Source organism: Paenarthrobacter sp. (assembly GCF_031180005.1).
In the GTDB taxonomy this organism is placed as follows: Bacteria; Actinomycetota; Actinomycetes; order Actinomycetales; family Micrococcaceae; genus Arthrobacter.
Window position 1 is genome coordinate 215,145 of record NZ_JAPSHI010000001.1, and the last position, 15,436, is coordinate 230,580.

General features: G+C 61.2%; 13 protein-coding genes. 6 read left to right on the forward strand and 7 right to left on the reverse strand.

Going from position 1 to position 15,436, the window contains the following annotated elements; translation table 11 throughout:
• Positions 1–213: 213 nt before the first annotated feature.
• The 3 genes from RIF72_RS00975 to mtrA are packed head-to-tail and all read right to left on the reverse strand — an operon-like array spanning position 214 to position 4,563.
• The gene (locus tag RIF72_RS00975) at positions 214–1,923 is read right to left on the reverse strand and encodes an LpqB family beta-propeller domain-containing protein (RefSeq protein ID WP_375164188.1); all 1,710 of its coding nucleotides are present in this window, start codon (positions 1,921–1,923) and stop codon (positions 214–216) included.
• A gap of 5 nt (positions 1,924–1,928) precedes the next feature.
• On the reverse strand, positions 1,929–3,917 hold the full coding sequence (gene mtrB, locus RIF72_RS00980; protein WP_309073038.1) for an MtrAB system histidine kinase MtrB: 1,989 nt from the start codon (positions 3,915–3,917) through the stop codon (positions 1,929–1,931).
• A complete protein-coding gene (gene mtrA / locus RIF72_RS00985) occupies positions 3,889–4,563 on the reverse strand; it encodes an MtrAB system response regulator MtrA (RefSeq protein WP_090818324.1) in 675 nt (224 codons plus the stop codon). Before mtrA ends, mtrB begins: the two co-directional genes overlap by 29 nt.
• A gap of 222 nt (positions 4,564–4,785) precedes the next feature.
• Between mtrA and RIF72_RS00990 the strand changes: the two genes are divergently transcribed.
• Genes RIF72_RS00990 through RIF72_RS01015 form a run of 6 tightly spaced genes read left to right on the forward strand, consistent with a single transcriptional unit; the run spans position 4,786 to position 11,133 of the window.
• The gene (locus RIF72_RS00990) at positions 4,786–6,045 is read left to right on the forward strand and encodes a hypothetical protein (RefSeq protein WP_309073039.1); all 1,260 of its coding nucleotides are present in this window, start codon (positions 4,786–4,788) and stop codon (positions 6,043–6,045) included.
• A gap of 47 nt (positions 6,046–6,092) precedes the next feature.
• Positions 6,093–6,731: a DUF4129 domain-containing protein gene (locus tag RIF72_RS00995; protein WP_309073040.1), complete on the forward strand. Its 639-nt coding sequence runs from the start codon at positions 6,093–6,095 to the stop codon at positions 6,729–6,731.
• Positions 6,728–7,930 carry a DUF4350 domain-containing protein gene (locus RIF72_RS01000; protein ID WP_309073041.1) on the forward strand — a complete coding sequence of 401 codons (1,203 nt, stop codon included), beginning with the start codon at positions 6,728–6,730 and terminating at the stop codon, positions 7,928–7,930. The genes RIF72_RS00995 and RIF72_RS01000 overlap by 4 nt, the downstream gene beginning before the upstream one ends.
• Positions 7,927–9,057 carry a MoxR family ATPase gene (locus tag RIF72_RS01005; RefSeq protein WP_309073042.1) on the forward strand — a complete coding sequence of 377 codons (1,131 nt, stop codon included), beginning with the start codon at positions 7,927–7,929 and terminating at the stop codon, positions 9,055–9,057. Before RIF72_RS01000 ends, RIF72_RS01005 begins: the two co-directional genes overlap by 4 nt.
• 32 nt (positions 9,058–9,089) lie before the next feature.
• Positions 9,090–10,382, forward strand: a complete 1,293-nt coding sequence (locus RIF72_RS01010) for a DUF58 domain-containing protein (RefSeq protein ID WP_309073043.1) — start codon at positions 9,090–9,092, stop codon at positions 10,380–10,382.
• A gap of 37 nt (positions 10,383–10,419) precedes the next feature.
• Positions 10,420–11,133 carry a DUF4166 domain-containing protein gene (locus RIF72_RS01015; RefSeq protein ID WP_309073044.1) on the forward strand — a complete coding sequence of 238 codons (714 nt, stop codon included), beginning with the start codon at positions 10,420–10,422 and terminating at the stop codon, positions 11,131–11,133.
• An 11-nt stretch (positions 11,134–11,144) separates the two neighbouring features.
• Here RIF72_RS01015 and RIF72_RS01020 read toward each other — a convergent pair whose 3' ends face one another.
• From RIF72_RS01020 to RIF72_RS01035, 4 genes are all read right to left on the reverse strand, one after another.
• Positions 11,145–12,170 carry a hypothetical protein gene (locus tag RIF72_RS01020; protein ID WP_375164189.1) on the reverse strand — a complete coding sequence of 342 codons (1,026 nt, stop codon included), beginning with the start codon at positions 12,168–12,170 and terminating at the stop codon, positions 11,145–11,147.
• A 12-nt stretch (positions 12,171–12,182) separates the two neighbouring features.
• Positions 12,183–12,572: a chorismate mutase gene (locus tag RIF72_RS01025; protein ID WP_054808477.1), complete on the reverse strand. Its 390-nt coding sequence runs from the start codon at positions 12,570–12,572 to the stop codon at positions 12,183–12,185.
• A gap of 155 nt (positions 12,573–12,727) precedes the next feature.
• The gene (locus RIF72_RS01030; protein WP_309073046.1) at positions 12,728–14,434 is read right to left on the reverse strand and encodes an ABC transporter ATP-binding protein; all 1,707 of its coding nucleotides are present in this window, start codon (positions 14,432–14,434) and stop codon (positions 12,728–12,730) included.
• A complete protein-coding gene (locus RIF72_RS01035; protein ID WP_309073047.1) occupies positions 14,431–15,435 on the reverse strand; it encodes an ABC transporter permease in 1,005 nt (334 codons plus the stop codon). Before RIF72_RS01035 ends, RIF72_RS01030 begins: the two co-directional genes overlap by 4 nt.
• Position 15,436 lies beyond the last annotated feature (1 nt).

Genomic DNA, 15,436 nt, shown 5'->3' on the forward strand with positions numbered 1-15,436 from the left:
CGCTGCATCAGGTTCAGGCGAATTGAGGTCGGGATCGAAACGTGGTCGCGACTGCCATGTACTTACCCACGAGCCGAGAAAGGAAGAGGAGCCAAACGCGCAAAAGGTCACGCTTCAGCTTTACTGTCTGATCTTTCCCGCAGAAGGCACACAGCACGCTATGTGCATAAACATCCGGGATGAATCGATGACCGGAGCCCCCTGACATTGAGGTCAGCCTGGAAAAGCCGGTTCTGTGGGTCCTTTTAGCTGAAGCTCCCATCCGTTTCCGACGCGTTGGAAGATGCCGGCAGTGGACTGACCGTAAATTTGCTCAGCCCCGTTTCCGACACTGAGGCTGGTCAGACCGTCCCACGGCGCCAGTTGCTGGGGTTCACCCGATGCCAGCGACAGCAACTCCGGAACCACCGTTGAAGTGGCCGAACCGGACATCACTGCCACCGTGGAGCCATTGACCCAGGCGCCTTGGTCAGCGGCGGTATTGCTCAGCAGCGTGATGGGAAGCGTGAGGTCCTTGGGCACGCCCTCGGGATTCCGGACTATGCCCGTGATTTGCACAGCAGTCTTGCCGTTGGCCTCAGAGATGACAAGCGCCCTGGTCCCCTCCCGGGAGACCCTGAAGTCCTTGACTGTTCGTCCGGTGAGCCATGCCGGTGTCATGGTGACGCTGGGAACGCCGGTACCCGGAGCTGTGCCTGTGGGCTTGTGTGCCACAACCTCGGCAGCCCCGTTGCCACCGGGTCCTGCTGTCCACACCCAGTCGTTCGGGCTGAAGGAAGGACCAGTAAGGGTACTTCTGGTGGTTAGTTGCCGCGCAGGTTGTCCCGGTTCGATGGAGTAGAGAGTGGTTTTATCCCCGTTGAGGAAAGCAGCTGTTTGGGACACCGGCGATTCGGCGGGCGAGTGCGGACCCAGACCGGACACCGATTGTATATCCGGCAAGGGAGTAATCCTGTTGTTCTCATACCGCACCAAATCACCGTTGTTCACTGCGATCTGTCGGGCAGGAACGCTCTTGTCCAACACCGGAGGCAAAACAGTACCGTTGTCTTCCACGCGTACCAGGTCCTGATCGGCGCGAAGTTGAACGTTGATGACATCGGACTGGCTGCGGAAGGTCAGCGCCAACTGGTTTTGCATCCTCTGGCGGTCCTCCGCAGAGGCGTCGAAAAGCTCCTTGGCAGAGAGGTCTACCTGTGCTGCACCGGAGACAACCGGAACTGATTCGCGGGCGAGCTTCATTCCCGATGGGAAAGCACTGACCACTGCCCCTCTCAGGTACGGGGCGGGGCCGGCAAGCAGGGCACTGGTCATGGACTTGACTGTGTTCTTTTTAATGAACCAACGGTAGTCCGGCACTGCGTAGGTGAACGTCGGGTCATAGAAGTAAATGGGGTTTGCCCCGTAGATTACCTTGAATGTCTCCTCCGGAATGGCCGTACCATCAGGGACCTTGGAGATCCGCCATTCTCCTTCCACCTGCTCGAGAGTTAGTGGAATGGTCTCTTTGGTACCCGGCGGGAACTGGGTTGCAACCCCATCAGCATCCACCGAATATGCGAGGTCGAGTTCGTAGAGGTATTCGTTCTCCGCTGCGGCTTTGACTACCTGCGCCTCGCGAAAAACAAGGGCCCGCTTGTCCGGCTTCCACGTTACAGACTGCGCTTGCGTCAGGTACTGACGCGCCACAGGGTAGTCATCCTCGTAGCCGCTGCCAGCCATATAGAAATCCTCGATCACAGTCTCCGGACTGGAACCGGCACGCGGCGCAGCGGGAAAGAACACCGGCGCGTTGGGGTTACCGGCGCCTTCGTCTTTGCTTTTGCCGACTGGACCGGAGCGGGGAATCTGCGCACAGGACGCAAGCATCACTATCAGCACAGCCAACAATGCGACGATTGTCCTCGTACGCCCGGGACGCAACGTTCTCACGGCTTCTCCCCTGTTCCACCGTCGTCAGGCGCAGGGTTGCCGCCGACAGATGGAGTCGGCTTCGGGGTGTCGCCGGAATCCCGGCCCAGCACCAGCATTTGCCGTTCGCTTGTTGACCCGGGAAATCCTAGGTCCGCAGGTTCCAGTTGAAGCGGGGACTTCACAATGGTGCCTCCTTGCCGCAGCGGAAGCGTCAATCGGAAGTTGGAACCGGATCCCTTTCGGCCCCAGGCCTGAAGCCAACCATTATGAAGCTTGGTGTCCTCAGCTGCGATGGAAAGGCCCAACCCACTGCCTCCGGTGGTCCGGGCCCGTGCAGGATCTGCCCGCCAGAAGCGGTCGAAGACCCTGGCGGCCTCAACTTGGGTCATGCCGATGCCGTGGTCCCTTACGGACACCGCTACAGCTTCGTGGTTGGCTGCGACGGATATATGAATCGGCTTGCCCTCACCGTGTTCGAGTGCATTGAGCAGCAAGTTGCGGAGGATACGGTCGATCCGGCGGGAGTCCATCTCCACGATGATGCTCTTCTGTCGGGCGTTTAGCCGGACTTCCGAACCATACTCCGCGGCCACCGGCGCCGCACCTTCCATAACGTGAGAGATCACCTGGAAAATATCTTGTGGTTCGGCATCCAGCACGGCAGCGCCTGCGTCAAACCGCGAAATCTCCAGCAGGTCCGAAAGCAACGACTGAAAGCGCTCAACCTGGTGGTACAGCAACTCCGCCGATCTCTTGTTCATGGGATCGAAATCGTCCCGGGCATCGAACAGGACCTCGGCCGCCATCCGTACCGTGGTGAGCGGGGTACGCAGTTCGTGGGACACGTCAGAGACAAAGCGTTGTTGCATTTGCGACAACGTGGCCAACTGGGTGATCTGTTCCTGGAGGCTTGCGGCCATGTGGTTGAAGGAAGCACCCAATCTAGCGACTTCGTCTTCGCCCTTGACCACCATCCGTTCCTGTAGTTGGCCGGCAGCAAGCTTTTCCGACACGACGGCGGCATGGCTTACCGGACTGACGACGTTACGGGTCACGTACCAGGCAATGGCGCCAATCATAAGGACCAGGGCCGCACCGCCGGCCCACAGGACGTTCTGGATCTCGTCCAGTGTCTGTTGGGCCGTATTGAGGTCGTAGATCAGGTATAGCTCGTAAGCCGTTCCGTTGAAGGTGACCAAATTTCCCACGGCAATACCGGGCCTGTCCTCGTTCCCCACAGGGAACTGTGTGGAGGCCCAGAACTGCTGCTTACCACCGGTTTGAACGGCCTTACGCAGCTCCGGAGGAATGACGCGAACCGTCAGCTGGTCCGAAGCCCGCGACTCAACCCAGCGGTTACGCGGTTTGGTTTGTTCCGGAGCAGCTTCGAAGACATACCTGCGCTGGATGACCGAGCCCCGGCCTTCCACTGCTGTCAAGGTGTCATAGACCAGGGTGATGACGCTTGATTGGTCGGTGACCTGGGCGCCGTCGAACGTGTCCTGGACTTGCTTGACGTTGAAGCGCGACTCGGATTCCGCCTGCGCCAGCCTCTCCTGGAAGAGGTTGTTGGCGATCTGGTTGGACAAGTAGGCGCCCACAATCGCGAACGAGGTCACAGCGAGCAGCAAGGTGGTCAGGACTGTGCGGAACTCCAAGGACCGCCGCCAGCGCCGCAACAATGAACGCCAAACGAAGCGCAGCCCCGGCCTGATTTGCCGCACGCCGATGGATACGAGCCGCGAAACACGAAGGACAAGGATCAGTCCACGCCTGGTCCAAATCCGCGCCCGGGTCAGAACCCACGAAAGGTTCCTGACCTCCTTGGCGGATTGACCGGGGCTCGTTTCCGCTTGATCAGGGGACGCTTCAGGGGACGTTGACTGTGCCGGCGTCACCTGTTGGACACCGGCTGAACCGGCAGTTTGGGGACTCAGTTCCCCGCCTGCCTCGCCGGTCTTGCCGACCGGGGACTCAGGAACCTGCTTTATACCCGACACCACGCACCGTCAAAACGACCTCGGGCGCTTCCGGATCGCGTTCGATCTTGGAGCGCAACCGCTGGACATGGACGTTGACCAGCCGCGTGTCAGCGGCGTGGCGGTAGCCCCACACCTGCTCCAGGAGCAATTCGCGGGTAAATACTTGCCAGGGCTTGCGTGCCAGCGCGACCAAGAGATCGAACTCCAGGGGCGTCAGGGAGATCCGCTCTCCACCACGGGTCACCAAATGACCCGCGACGTCGATTGTCACGTCTGCGATACGCAGGGTTTCGGGGGCCTTCTGATCTCCCGGGCGCAACCGTGCCCGGACCCGTGCCACAAGTTCAGCGGGCTTGAAAGGCTTAGGCACATAATCATCGGCGCCGGATTCAAGACCACGCACAACATCTGAAGTATCTGACTTGGCGGTCAACATGACGATGGGGACGTCCGACTCGCCACGGATCTGCCGGCAGACCTCAATGCCATCGGAGCCCGGCAGCATCAGGTCCAGCAGCACCAGGTCCGGCTTTGAGGACCGGAAGATCTCCAAAGCTTGGCCGCCGTCTGCGCAGAACACCGGCTCGAAGCCATCGTTGCGCAGGACGATACCAATCATCTCTGCGAGTGCTTCGTCGTCGTCAACTACCAGAATGCGTGCCTTCATAGTTATATATTCCCTTATCACCAAGTCTTTGTCCCGTTGGGCGCGGCGCACGGCATGGCGTCCCCGGGCAATTCCACCGTACTGCACCCTGCCGTTCCCGCGACCCGGCGGGCGGCATGGTCGGCAGGCTATGAGGGACGACGACGGGACTATAGGCTGGGTGCGAAGGTCCGTGTGGGGGACGTCGGGAGTCGGCGGGCCGGATCTTATGGGGAGGGAATCGTGTCACAACCAGAACACGGCCGGAATCCGTTGCCGGGCGATCAGCCCGTATGGGGAAACCAGCCACAGTGGGGCAATCAACCGCAGTGGGGAGGCCCTCCGGGATGGGCGGCGCCGCAGAGCGGTGGGCAGAACCACCCAGGCCAAGCCGCTCCGGGATGGCCTCCGGGGCCTCCCTATGGACAGCCCCTCTATGTCGCTCCCCCAAAGCCCGGAGTCATTCCCCTGCGTCCGTTGCAGTTCGGCGAGATTCTTGATGGCTCCTTCCAAACGATCCGCCGCAATGCTGCCTCCATGTTCGGCTCTGCGCTGATCGTACAAGCCATTGGAGCAGTCTTCATTGGCATCGTCACAGTTGGAATGTTCCAGCTGTCAGCCTCCCTTGAATCTGTCAGTTCAGAAGCAGAGTTCGCCGACGCGATGGGCCCGTTGCTCGCTTTCATGGCCGGCACCTTGGGAGTTTCCGTGCTGATCGGTTTCCTGGGATCTGTCCTACAAGGAGTTTTGGTTGTCCCGGTTTCCCGCTCGGTCCTCAACCGCCGGACAGGCTTCAAGCAAATGTGGAAGCTTGCGGGCCCGAGGATCCTGCCGCTCCTCGGCGTTGCCGCGCTGCTGACGCTGGGCGGCCTGCTCGTAGCTGCTGCAGTGATCGGCATCGCGATCTTGTTGTTGACTGCGATGGGAGCTGCCGCCCTGCTTATTGTCTTGCCGCTGGGGCTGGGTTCCTTTGTGGCTTTCGTTTGGATCGGCCTGAAGTTGATGCTGGCTCCCGCAGCCATCGCGGTGGAGCAGACCGGCGTTTTCCAAGGATTGCTCCGATCCTGGCGATTGACCAAGAACAATTGGTGGCGCATCTTCGGCATCACCCTGGTGGTAGCCATCATGGTGGGAATCATCACCCAGATTGTGCAAATTCCCGTGTCATTGGCCTCTGCTGCCATTGGTGGAGTAGTTGCTCCCCACCCTGATCCCGACTCGATGGCCTCCACGCTGGTTCTGACCACTGTGATCTCCACTGCGATTGGGGCGTTGGTGGGGTCCGTGACATTTGCCTTTCAAGCGTCCGTGTCGAGCTTGATCTATATGGACCTTCGGATGCGTCGCGATGGCTTGGACGTTGAATTGATGCGGCTCATGGAAACGGGTTCCGATCCGGACGGTATACCCGGCGGGCCATCCACCTTGACCCGGAACACCACTTGGCCACCTGATGGCGGGCAGTTTCCTTATGCTCCCCCGGGGCAGCGGCCTCCCGTATGAGGGTAGCGGCGATAGACATTGCACCGCTGGCTTTCATGGAACCGCCGGTGGAACCAGACCGTGACGAAGCACGGCGTTGGGCTGCCGAGGAGCTCTCGAATCCCCGGTATCCGGATGCAAGGCCCAGCTGGCTGGACCAGCTATGGCGCGATTTCCTGGACTGGATGGCATCGTTGGGAGGCGATGGGCCGGGTACTGGACCCAACCTTGCCGTCCCGTTGATTGTGGTTTTGGCTCTAGCCCTCATCATCGCTGCCATCGTGGTCATTAGGCCAAGGCTCAACGCCCGGAGAACGGGAAAACCCGGAGATCTCTATGGAGAGGAGCAGAGTGTCGACGCCGGGGGCTACCGCAGGAGGGCGGCTGCTGCAGCCGACGGCGGCAACTGGCCTGCCGCCGTCGTCGACCAATTTCGCGCTCTTGTCCGATCGGCCGAGGAACGGGACATCATTGATGCTCGAGCCGGCAGGACGGCAGATGAAGCAGCGGGTCAACTGGGCCAGGTCTTTGGTGCGGCACAAGTCAGGCTGCTCGCCGCTGCCGGTATTTTCGACGCCGTGCGGTACGGCGAACAAGCCGCAACATGGACGGATTATGAGTCCGTCCGCCAACTGGATGCTGATCTTCTTGAGTTGAAGCCCGACTTCACGGGTCAAGCCCATGCCGGATTCGCGGTACCCCGATGACAACCACCTTGGAAGGCAGCACCCCGGGTGCCAACAATGCCGTTTCCGCAGGGCTTTCGACGGATCAACGTTTTAGGGCCTGGTTCCGGAAGCACCTGGTCTGGATTGCCCTCGGCACCCTGCTAACCGGTTTGGTGACTTTCCTGGCTGTCAACAGCGTCTCCGGCGCAACAGATTCCCGGCGGCTCTCCGCGCGGAATCCAGCGCCGGACGGTGCCATGGCTGCAGCCGAAATCCTCGCACGCCACGGCGTATCCGTCACTCCGACAGACACGTTTGAAGACACTATGGATGCGCTGTCTGCAAAGGACGAAGCCACGGTTCTCCTCTTTGACGCACAGGGCTTTCTTGACCGGTCCCAACTGGAGGAGATCACAGCCGCAGCAGATCGCGTTGTGGTAGTTGCTCCACGGCTGAGGACGCTCAACGGCCTGAACCAGGGAATTCGCCCCGGCGGAGTGGTTCCAGAAGCAACACAGGTAATCGAACCCGGATGTGAACAAGAAGATGCCAGGGCGGCGGGCCGGGTATCCGCACAAGGATCTATCCTTTCCGGGCCCGTGGTTTGCTATCCCACCCGCGAGGACGGACCAGGCTTGTATGCGGCGTCAGCCGATGGGCGAGTCATCGTCCTGGGCAGTAGGGAACTCATGGACAATCAACACCTCGCCTCGGAGGGCAATGCGGCCCTCGCCCTGCGTAGCTTGGGGAACAATGCTGACCTCGTGTGGTACATCCCTGGCGTTGGGGACGTCTCCGCCTCAAGCTCAAACCCCACTCTGAGCGAACTGGCACCGCGGTGGCTGGCGTTTGCTGGCCCATGGCTGGGCTTGGTAGCCCTGCTGTCCATCGCTTGGCGGGGCCGGCGCATGGGCCCTCTCGTATTCGAGCCACTGCCGGTCGTGGTCAAGGCCGCGGAAACCGCAGAAGGCCGGGCGCGCCTTTACCAGGATTCGCGGGCTGTGCGGCGGGCAGCCGACAACTTGAGGGCAGGAACCTTGTCACGCTTGGCACGGCACTTCAACCTCGGCGCTGACACCACCCCCGAAGCAATCGTCGACGCAACCGCCCGCCATGCGACGCAATCGGCCCAAGAAGTCCGATTTGTCCTGATTGATTTCACGCCTGAAAGCGAAGGACAACTGGTGCAGTGGGCACAAGAGATCGACCGAATCGAACAGGAGGCTACCGCCCGATGAGCAGCCAGCCAAACAGCTATACGGACAGCAACAGCCACTACCCGGGCGCTACGGCGCCTCGCCCGGATGGACTGCAGCCAGAAACATCACAGCAGGACCTGGGCCAGCGAGACGCCAGCCAGCAGGGTACGCCTCAGGAAACCGGGCCTGCGGACAACGGCCAACGCCATTCCGGGGAGGATCCGGCGCGGCAGTCGCTGCTGAATGTCAGGACCGAGGTCGGCAAGGCCGTGGTCGGGCAGGACCCCACCGTCACGGGTATGCTCATCGCCCTGCTCTGTGGCGGGCATGTTCTCCTGGAAGGTGTGCCCGGCGTAGCCAAGACCCTCTTGGTCAGGGCTTTGTCCACCGCGTTGAGCCTGGATACAAAGCGCGTCCAGTTCACTCCGGACCTCATGCCCGGCGACGTCACGGGGTCACTGGTTTACGACTCTCATACGTCAGAGTTCACTTTCCGCGAAGGCCCGGTGTTCACCAACATCATGCTGGCCGATGAGATCAACCGGACCCCGCCGAAGACCCAGGCCTCGCTCCTGGAAGCGATGGAGGAACGCCAGGTTTCCGTGGATGGCGTGTCGCGTCCACTTCCGAGCCCGTTTATTGTGGCCGCAACCCAGAACCCAGTGGAGTACGAAGGCACTTATCCCTTGCCGGAAGCACAACTGGACCGGTTTCTCCTCAAACTGACCATGCCACTACCTGGACGGGCAGAGGAGATCGAGGTCATCCGCCGCCACGCCAGCGGCTTTGATCCCCGGAACCTGGCTGCAGCCGGCGTACGGCCTGTGGCGGGCGCAGTCGAGCTTTCCAATGCCCAAGCGGCTGTCGCGCAAGTGGCTGTGGCTCCGGAAATCCTCGCCTACATCGTTGACGTGGTGCGCGCCACGCGGTCTGCTCCTTCTTTCCAACTCGGCGTTTCTCCCCGTGGAGCCACCGCCCTACTCAACACATCCAAAGCCTGGGCATGGTTGTCCGGTAGGTCATTCGTGACTCCGGACGATGTCAAGGCATTGTCGTTGCCGTGCCTGCGGCACAGGGTGGGTCTGCGTCCGGAGGCTCAAATGGACGGCATCCAAGTGGACGACGTCCTGGGCAGTATCCTGGCGTCCGTCCCGGTGCCGCGGTGATCCTCGGACCGGCATTGGGCGAGGGGGTTTGAGTGGCCATCACGGGTCGTTTCGTGTTGCTGGCCCTGCTGGGTTTGGTGCCCTTGGTGGTTTTTCCTGCGTGGAGTACGGTCCTGTTCGTGGCCGTGGGACTCCTGCTTTTGCTGATTATGGACCTTGTCCTGGCGGCCTCCCCCGCGAAGCTTGCCCTGGACCGCGTGCAACCTGGAAACGTGACGCTTGAGGGCAAGGTGGACTCCGTTGTCACTGTCACCAATCCCACCCGGCGCAAGCTCCGTGCCGAGGTAAAGGACACGTGGCAGCCCTCCGCCGGCGCGGTGAACGCTTCACAGTCCTTGGTGGTCCCGTCCGGCGAGCGTCGCCGTGTGACCGTGCCCCTGATTCCTCATCGTCGCGGCGACCTCAAAAGCCCTCACGTGACCATCCGATCGTTCGGCCCTCTGGGCTTGGCAGCACGGCAACGCACACGCGCCCTACCTGGCCAACTGCGGGTCCTCCCGCCCTTCCACTCAAAGCGCCATCTTCCTTCGAAACTCCGCAAGCTCAGGGAACTTGATGGCAGGGCCGCCGTACAGATACGTGGGGCAGGTACCGAATTCGACTCATTGCGCGACTACGTCCGCGGTGACGACGTCCGGTCCATCGACTGGCGCGCCACCGCCCGTCGAACATCCGTGGTGGTAAGGACCTGGCGCCCAGAGCGTGACCGGCGTGTTGTGATCGTGCTTGACACTTCGCGTACAGCGGCCGCCCGAATCGAGGATGAACCCCGGCTCGACACTGGAATTGAGGCGGCGCTGCTGCTCGCAGTGCTGGCCGAACGCGGAGGCGACCGTGTGGACTTCCTCGCCTATGATCGGCGACTACGCGCACGCGTCGAATCGGCATCGAAAGGCAATCTGTTGGGTCAACTCGTCCAAGCTATGGCCCCCTTGGAAGCTGAATTGATCGAACTCGATTGGCAGCAGGTTCCCGCACAGGTGCGGGCCGTCTCGGCGCACCGGTCCATGGTGGTTCTCTTGACGGCACTCGACGGCGGTGCCCCCGAAGAAGGGCTCCTTCCCACTGTGGCGCAATTGTCACGCCAACACGTTGTGGTGGTGGCCTCGGTTCGGGATCCCTTGCTTTCTGCCATGAAAGAAGAAAGAACTACGGCCAGCCAGGTTTTCCGCGCAGCCGCCGCCGAGCGCGCACTGTTGGAGCGCTCCGCGGTAACGGCGCAACTCCGGCAGCTCGGAGCCGAAGTAGTGGACGCCGAACCTCACGATGTTCCTCCCTTGCTCGCTGACACCTACATACGGCTCAAAGCAGCCGGGAGGCTTTAATTCCAAGGTTTGGTTCCAAGTACAAGGAAGGACCGCAATGAATAGCCCCATCTATCAGCTGGCACTCGGTGAGGAGTTCAGCCGGCTAACTCCAGAGCTCCAGGAGTATTTTTCGTTAGCTGCCGGCTCCGGATCGTATGGAATCGGCGAAGGAGTCTTTGACGTTGTGGGATGCCGACAAAAGTGGTTGCGACCACTGCTCGCCCTGACAGGGAGGGAAGAGGCTTTCTTCCCTGAATACGGGGAGGGCATTCCGTTCCGGATCGAAAACCATGCCCACCTGGATCCTTTCGGACGCCCGGCTCTGACTGCCCGCCGGGAAATCTATTTCCCCTCGGGTACACGGTTGTTCCACGATACGACGAGTGCCATCCTGACTGGCCCCGACCACCGGAATGCCCGCTTGGTGGACCACGTGGGACGTTATCGCCGCTTGGTCACGGACCTTGATGTCAGCGTTACTCCGGAGGGCCGCCTTCGTGGCGTGTCCAGATCAAGCAGGCTATTTCCAGGCCCCTTGCGAATACCGTTGCCGGAGGCACTTGATGCCCGTGCCTATGCGGAGCAGTGGTGGGACAGCGGAGAGCGCAAGCACCGTATCCAAGTCAAAGTCATCCAGCCGCAGATCGGATTGGTCCTTGTCTATTCAGGACGCTTCGACTACCGCTTGGCACCGTATTTGCCAGGAGCGGCCCCAGGCACCTCGCTCCCCCGTTATGCGGAACCAGACCGCTGGGAACAGAGAATCTGACTCTTCTGCAGTCAGCCCTGGGCCAGCTGGTCAAGTCCGTCAGCCACTTGGGTTAGTTTCGTCAGCACGTCCTTGGCCGTTGAGGGATTGAAATCCGCCAGCCCCGTCGAGGGAGTGACGCGGAGTCCCGCCAGGCCCGAGGCAGGAAGCCCGAGCTGCCGCCACGGCTTCCAGATACTTTCAACAACCTCGGCCGTGCGTGGCAGTTGCGCCTGTGGCTCGTCGGTGGACAGGGCGCCCGCCCACACGCGTTTTCCGTCCTCGACGGCCGCAGCAAGCTGCTCCCACTGGCGCGTCGTCAACGCTTTCAGGGGCACCGCGACGCCGTCAGCTCCCGCTGCAAGGATTCGCTCAATGGGCGCTTCGATTTCCGGTACGGAGACCACGGCTTCGACGACGCCCGCAGACTTGAGGGCCTCGATCACCACCCTCCATGCGCTTGTCACTTCCTCCCCGGATATGGACCGCAACGTTCGGTAGCCACTCGCCGTCGGGATCGTGCCGGCCATGACGGATGCGATGTCCGGCTCGTCAATTTGAACCACCAAACGGGCACCCGGGACAGCCGTGGCGATGCGGCTGAGGTGCTCCGCGACGCCGGCGGCCAAGGATTCCGCAATATCCCTGCGGGCGCCATAGTCCAGGAGTGCCCGTTCGCCATTGTGCAGGTAAAGATTGGCGGCAAGACCCAGTGGACCCAACAACTGGATTTTGAACTCCGTTGCGGAGACGTCCTCGGCACCAGCGATGTCGGCGAGAACATTGATGTCCGTCGCGAGTGCCGAGCGGGCGCGCTGGGCATCCTTTCCTGGTTTGTCCACCAAGCGCCAGCCGTGCGGTTGGACATCGATTGCCAGGTCGACAAGCAGTGAGCCGGTCCTGCCGACAGCATCGGAGCCCACCCCTCGATCAGGCAGTTCGGGCAGGAAAGGAAGGTGGGGGTCCCCCAGTTCGCCCCGAATGATCCGGTTTGCCTCAGCTGGATCGCTTCCGGGCCACGGTCCCAGAGCGGTGGCACTGGCGCGCAGATCAACCATTTCTGCCACGGGTCAAGCCTGCTGGCTGGAAATCTGGTGATCCTCGGCGATTGCCTCGTGATGGCGGATCACTTCGCTGATGATGAAATTGAGGAATTTTTCTGCGAAGGCTGGATCCAGATGCGCATCCTCGGCGAGCCGGCGCAAGCGGGCGATTTGGGCCGATTCGCGGCCCGGATCACCGGCGGGGAGTTTGTGGGTGGCCTTCAGGATTCCTACCTTCTGGGTGGCCTTGAAGCGTTCCGCGAGCAGGAACACCAGTGTTGCGTCGATGTTGTCGATGCTGGACCGGATGGACAGCAGCTCATCCATGACGGCACGGTCCACTTGGCCGGCCAGGGAGCTCGCTGCCGGGTTGAAGGAATCGGCGTCATCGGGAAGGGCGTTGTTCTGCTCGGTCATGCACCCCAGTCTATGGTGTGGGGCGGTGCCCCCGCGGGTGTTACCTGCCGGCCGGGACAGGCGCGGCATAGCGACCATAACGGTCAACTATTGCCGCATCCCTTAACGCGGAGAAGGTACGCCCGTCTTGACGAGGGGCGTACCTTCGCAACGATTCAGCCGCCAAGCAGCGTGCGGTGCGCTTCCCGCCGTCGTGCTTGTTCGTCCGGGTCCGGCACCGGCAGCGAGGCAATGAGCCTCTTGGTGTAGTCATGCTGCGGTGAGCCCATCACATGGTTACCGATCCCCTGCTCCACCAACTGGCCTTTGTACAGCACGCCAACCCAGTGGGACAGCATGTCCACCACTGCGAGGTCGTGGCTGATGAATAGAGCCGCGAAGCCGTACTGCTCCTGTATGTCCCTGAACAGGTCCAACACTTTGGCCTGCACCGAGACATCCAAGGCCGAGGTGGGTTCGTCGGCGATCAGGAGGCGCGGGTTGAGTGCCAGCGACCTCGCCAAGGATGCACGCTGCCGCTGCCCGCCGGACAGCTCATGCGGGTAGCGCTCCGCGTACGACGCCGGCAGCTGGACTGACTCGAGCAGCTCACCTACTTTTTTCCTCGCCTCAGCGGCGCCCGGCTTGGTGTGGATAATCAGCGGCTCTGCGACGCACTCGCCTATGGTGAGGTGCGGATTAAAGGATGCCGCCGGATCCTGGAAAACGAAGCCGATCTCCTTGCGGAGCGGACGGAAGGTACGCTCCTTGAAGTCCAGCATCTCGTACCCAAGAACCTTCAGGCTGCCTCCGGTGGTGCGGGTCAAGCCTGCAATGGCCCGTCCGATGGTGGATTTTCCGGAACCGGACTCACCCACCAGTCCGAAGACCTCATTTTCCGACACCGTAAAGCTGACGTTGTCCACGGCCTTGAAACCGTGCCTGCCGAAACGCCCTGGGTATTCAATGGTGAGGTTATTTGCTTCCACCAGGATTTTCCCTTCCTGGTGGAGCCGGCCACGGGCACCCTCTGATGCTGAGTTTCGTCCGAGGTGCGGCACTGCGGCCAGCAGTTTCCTGGTGTAATCCTGCCGAGGTTCAGCAAACAGGACCCGGGAAGGAGCCTCCTCCACGACGTCGCCCTGGTACATGACAACTACGCGGTCGGCCAAGTCCGCGACTACTCCCATGTTGTGTGTGATGAGCACGATTGAGGTTCCGTAGTTGTCCCTCAAGTCGCGCAGGAGCTGCAGGATTTCGGCCTGGACTGTGACATCCAGTGCAGTTGTGGGCTCATCGGCAACGATCAGTCCCGGGTTAAGGGCCAAGGCCGCAGCGATTACCACACGTTGCTTCTGTCCGCCTGAGAACTGATGCGGGTAGTAGTTGACCCGTGTTTCAGGGTCGGGGATGCCCACCTTGCGGAGTGCCTCGGTTGCCCGGTGCTTGGCTTCCTTCGCAGAGATGCGACGGCCATGCGTTGCGTGTGCCCGGATACCTTCGGCAATCTGCCAGCCCACGGTAAAGACCGGGTTCAGTGCTGTGGAAGGCTCCTGGAACACCATGGCGACGTCCCGGCCACGGATTTTACGAAGCATGGATTTACTGACACTGATGACGTTGTTGCCGTTGATCACCACGGCGCCGGAGCTTATGGCAGTTTCCGGAAGCAGGCCAAGGATGGTCTTGGCCGTCACGGTTTTTCCGGAGCCTGATTCCCCCACGATGGCCACTACTTCACCGGCTCCAACTTCCAAGCTGACGTCCTTTACAGCGTGAACGTCCCCGCCATCAGTGGCGAAGGTGACTTGGAGCCGATCGATGGTTAGTACAGGCTGCTCGGTGCTGATGTGATCTGACACATTTCCCAGATTGGTAGTCATGGCTTGCCTGCTTCTGACGGATTTGAAGGTGTTCCTGCTGTTGTTGGTGTTGGCGTCCTGCCCGCGCGTTTGCGTCCGCGGATCCGGGGGTCGTTGAGGTCGTTGATGCTCTCGCCCACAAGGGTCAGCCCCAGAACGGTGAGAACGATCGCGATCCCGGGGAAGACACCCGTCCACCAAATACCGGAGGACGTGTCCGCCAGTGCCTTGTTGAGGTCAAACCCCCATTCAGCTGCTGATGTGGGCTCGATGCCGAAGCCAAGGAAGCCCAAGCCGGCGAGCGTCAGGATCGCCTCGGAAGCGTTCAGGGTGAACATGAGCGGCAGGGTGCGGGTGGCGTTCTTGAAGATGTGCCGACCAATGATGCGCACGCTGGAAGCCCCGAGCACTTTGGCCGACTCGACGAACGGCTCAGCCTTGAGGCGAATGGTCTCTGCCCGTATGACGCGGAAGTACTGCGGGACAAAGACCACCGTGATGGAGAAGGCACAAGAGAAGATGCCGCCCCAGAAACTGGATTGTCCCCGGCTGATCACGATGGAAATGACGATTGCCAGAAGCAGGGTGGGAAACGCATAGATGGCATCCGCTACGACCACGAGGATCCTGTCCAGCCACCCTCCGAAATAACCACTGAGCAGGCCAAGGGCGACACCGAGGAACAGGGACATCGCCACAGACACAACGATGACCGTCACCGCTGTTTGGGAACCCCAAATCACCCGTGACAAGACGTCGTAACCGCCAACAGTTGTTCCCAGCAGGTGCTTGGAGTTAGGAGCTTCCTGGGTGGGAAATGAACCGGATGCATCGCTAAGTTGGGAGTAGCCATAGGGAGCAAGGAGAGGAGCAAAGATGCTCGTAAGGATGAAGAGTCCACTAAGGACAACACCCACAATGAGCATGCCCCGCTGCAGTCCTACGCTCTTCTTCAGATGGCTGATTACGGGAAGCCTTGAGAACAAAGGCTGCGTGGGTCGGGTCAACTGAGGAGTGCTCATG

Coding starts and splice junctions, on each gene's coding strand:
- mtrA (WP_090818324.1), bottom strand. CDS start 4,563: ATGAAGGCACGCATTCTGGTAGTTGACGACGACGAAGCACTCGCAGAG.
- RIF72_RS01000 (WP_309073041.1), top strand. CDS start 6,728: ATGACAACCACCTTGGAAGGCAGCACCCCGGGTGCCAACAATGCCGTT.
- RIF72_RS01005 (WP_309073042.1), top strand. CDS start 7,927: ATGAGCAGCCAGCCAAACAGCTATACGGACAGCAACAGCCACTACCCG.
- RIF72_RS01015 (WP_309073044.1), top strand. CDS start 10,420: ATGAATAGCCCCATCTATCAGCTGGCACTCGGTGAGGAGTTCAGCCGG.
- RIF72_RS01020 (WP_375164189.1), bottom strand. CDS start 12,170: ATGGTTGATCTGCGCGCCAGTGCCACCGCTCTGGGACCGTGGCCCGGA.
- RIF72_RS01025 (WP_054808477.1), bottom strand. CDS start 12,572: ATGACCGAGCAGAACAACGCCCTTCCCGATGACGCCGATTCCTTCAAC.
- RIF72_RS01030 (WP_309073046.1), bottom strand. CDS start 14,434: ATGACTACCAATCTGGGAAATGTGTCAGATCACATCAGCACCGAGCAG.
- RIF72_RS01035 (WP_309073047.1), bottom strand. CDS start 15,435: ATGAGCACTCCTCAGTTGACCCGACCCACGCAGCCTTTGTTCTCAAGG.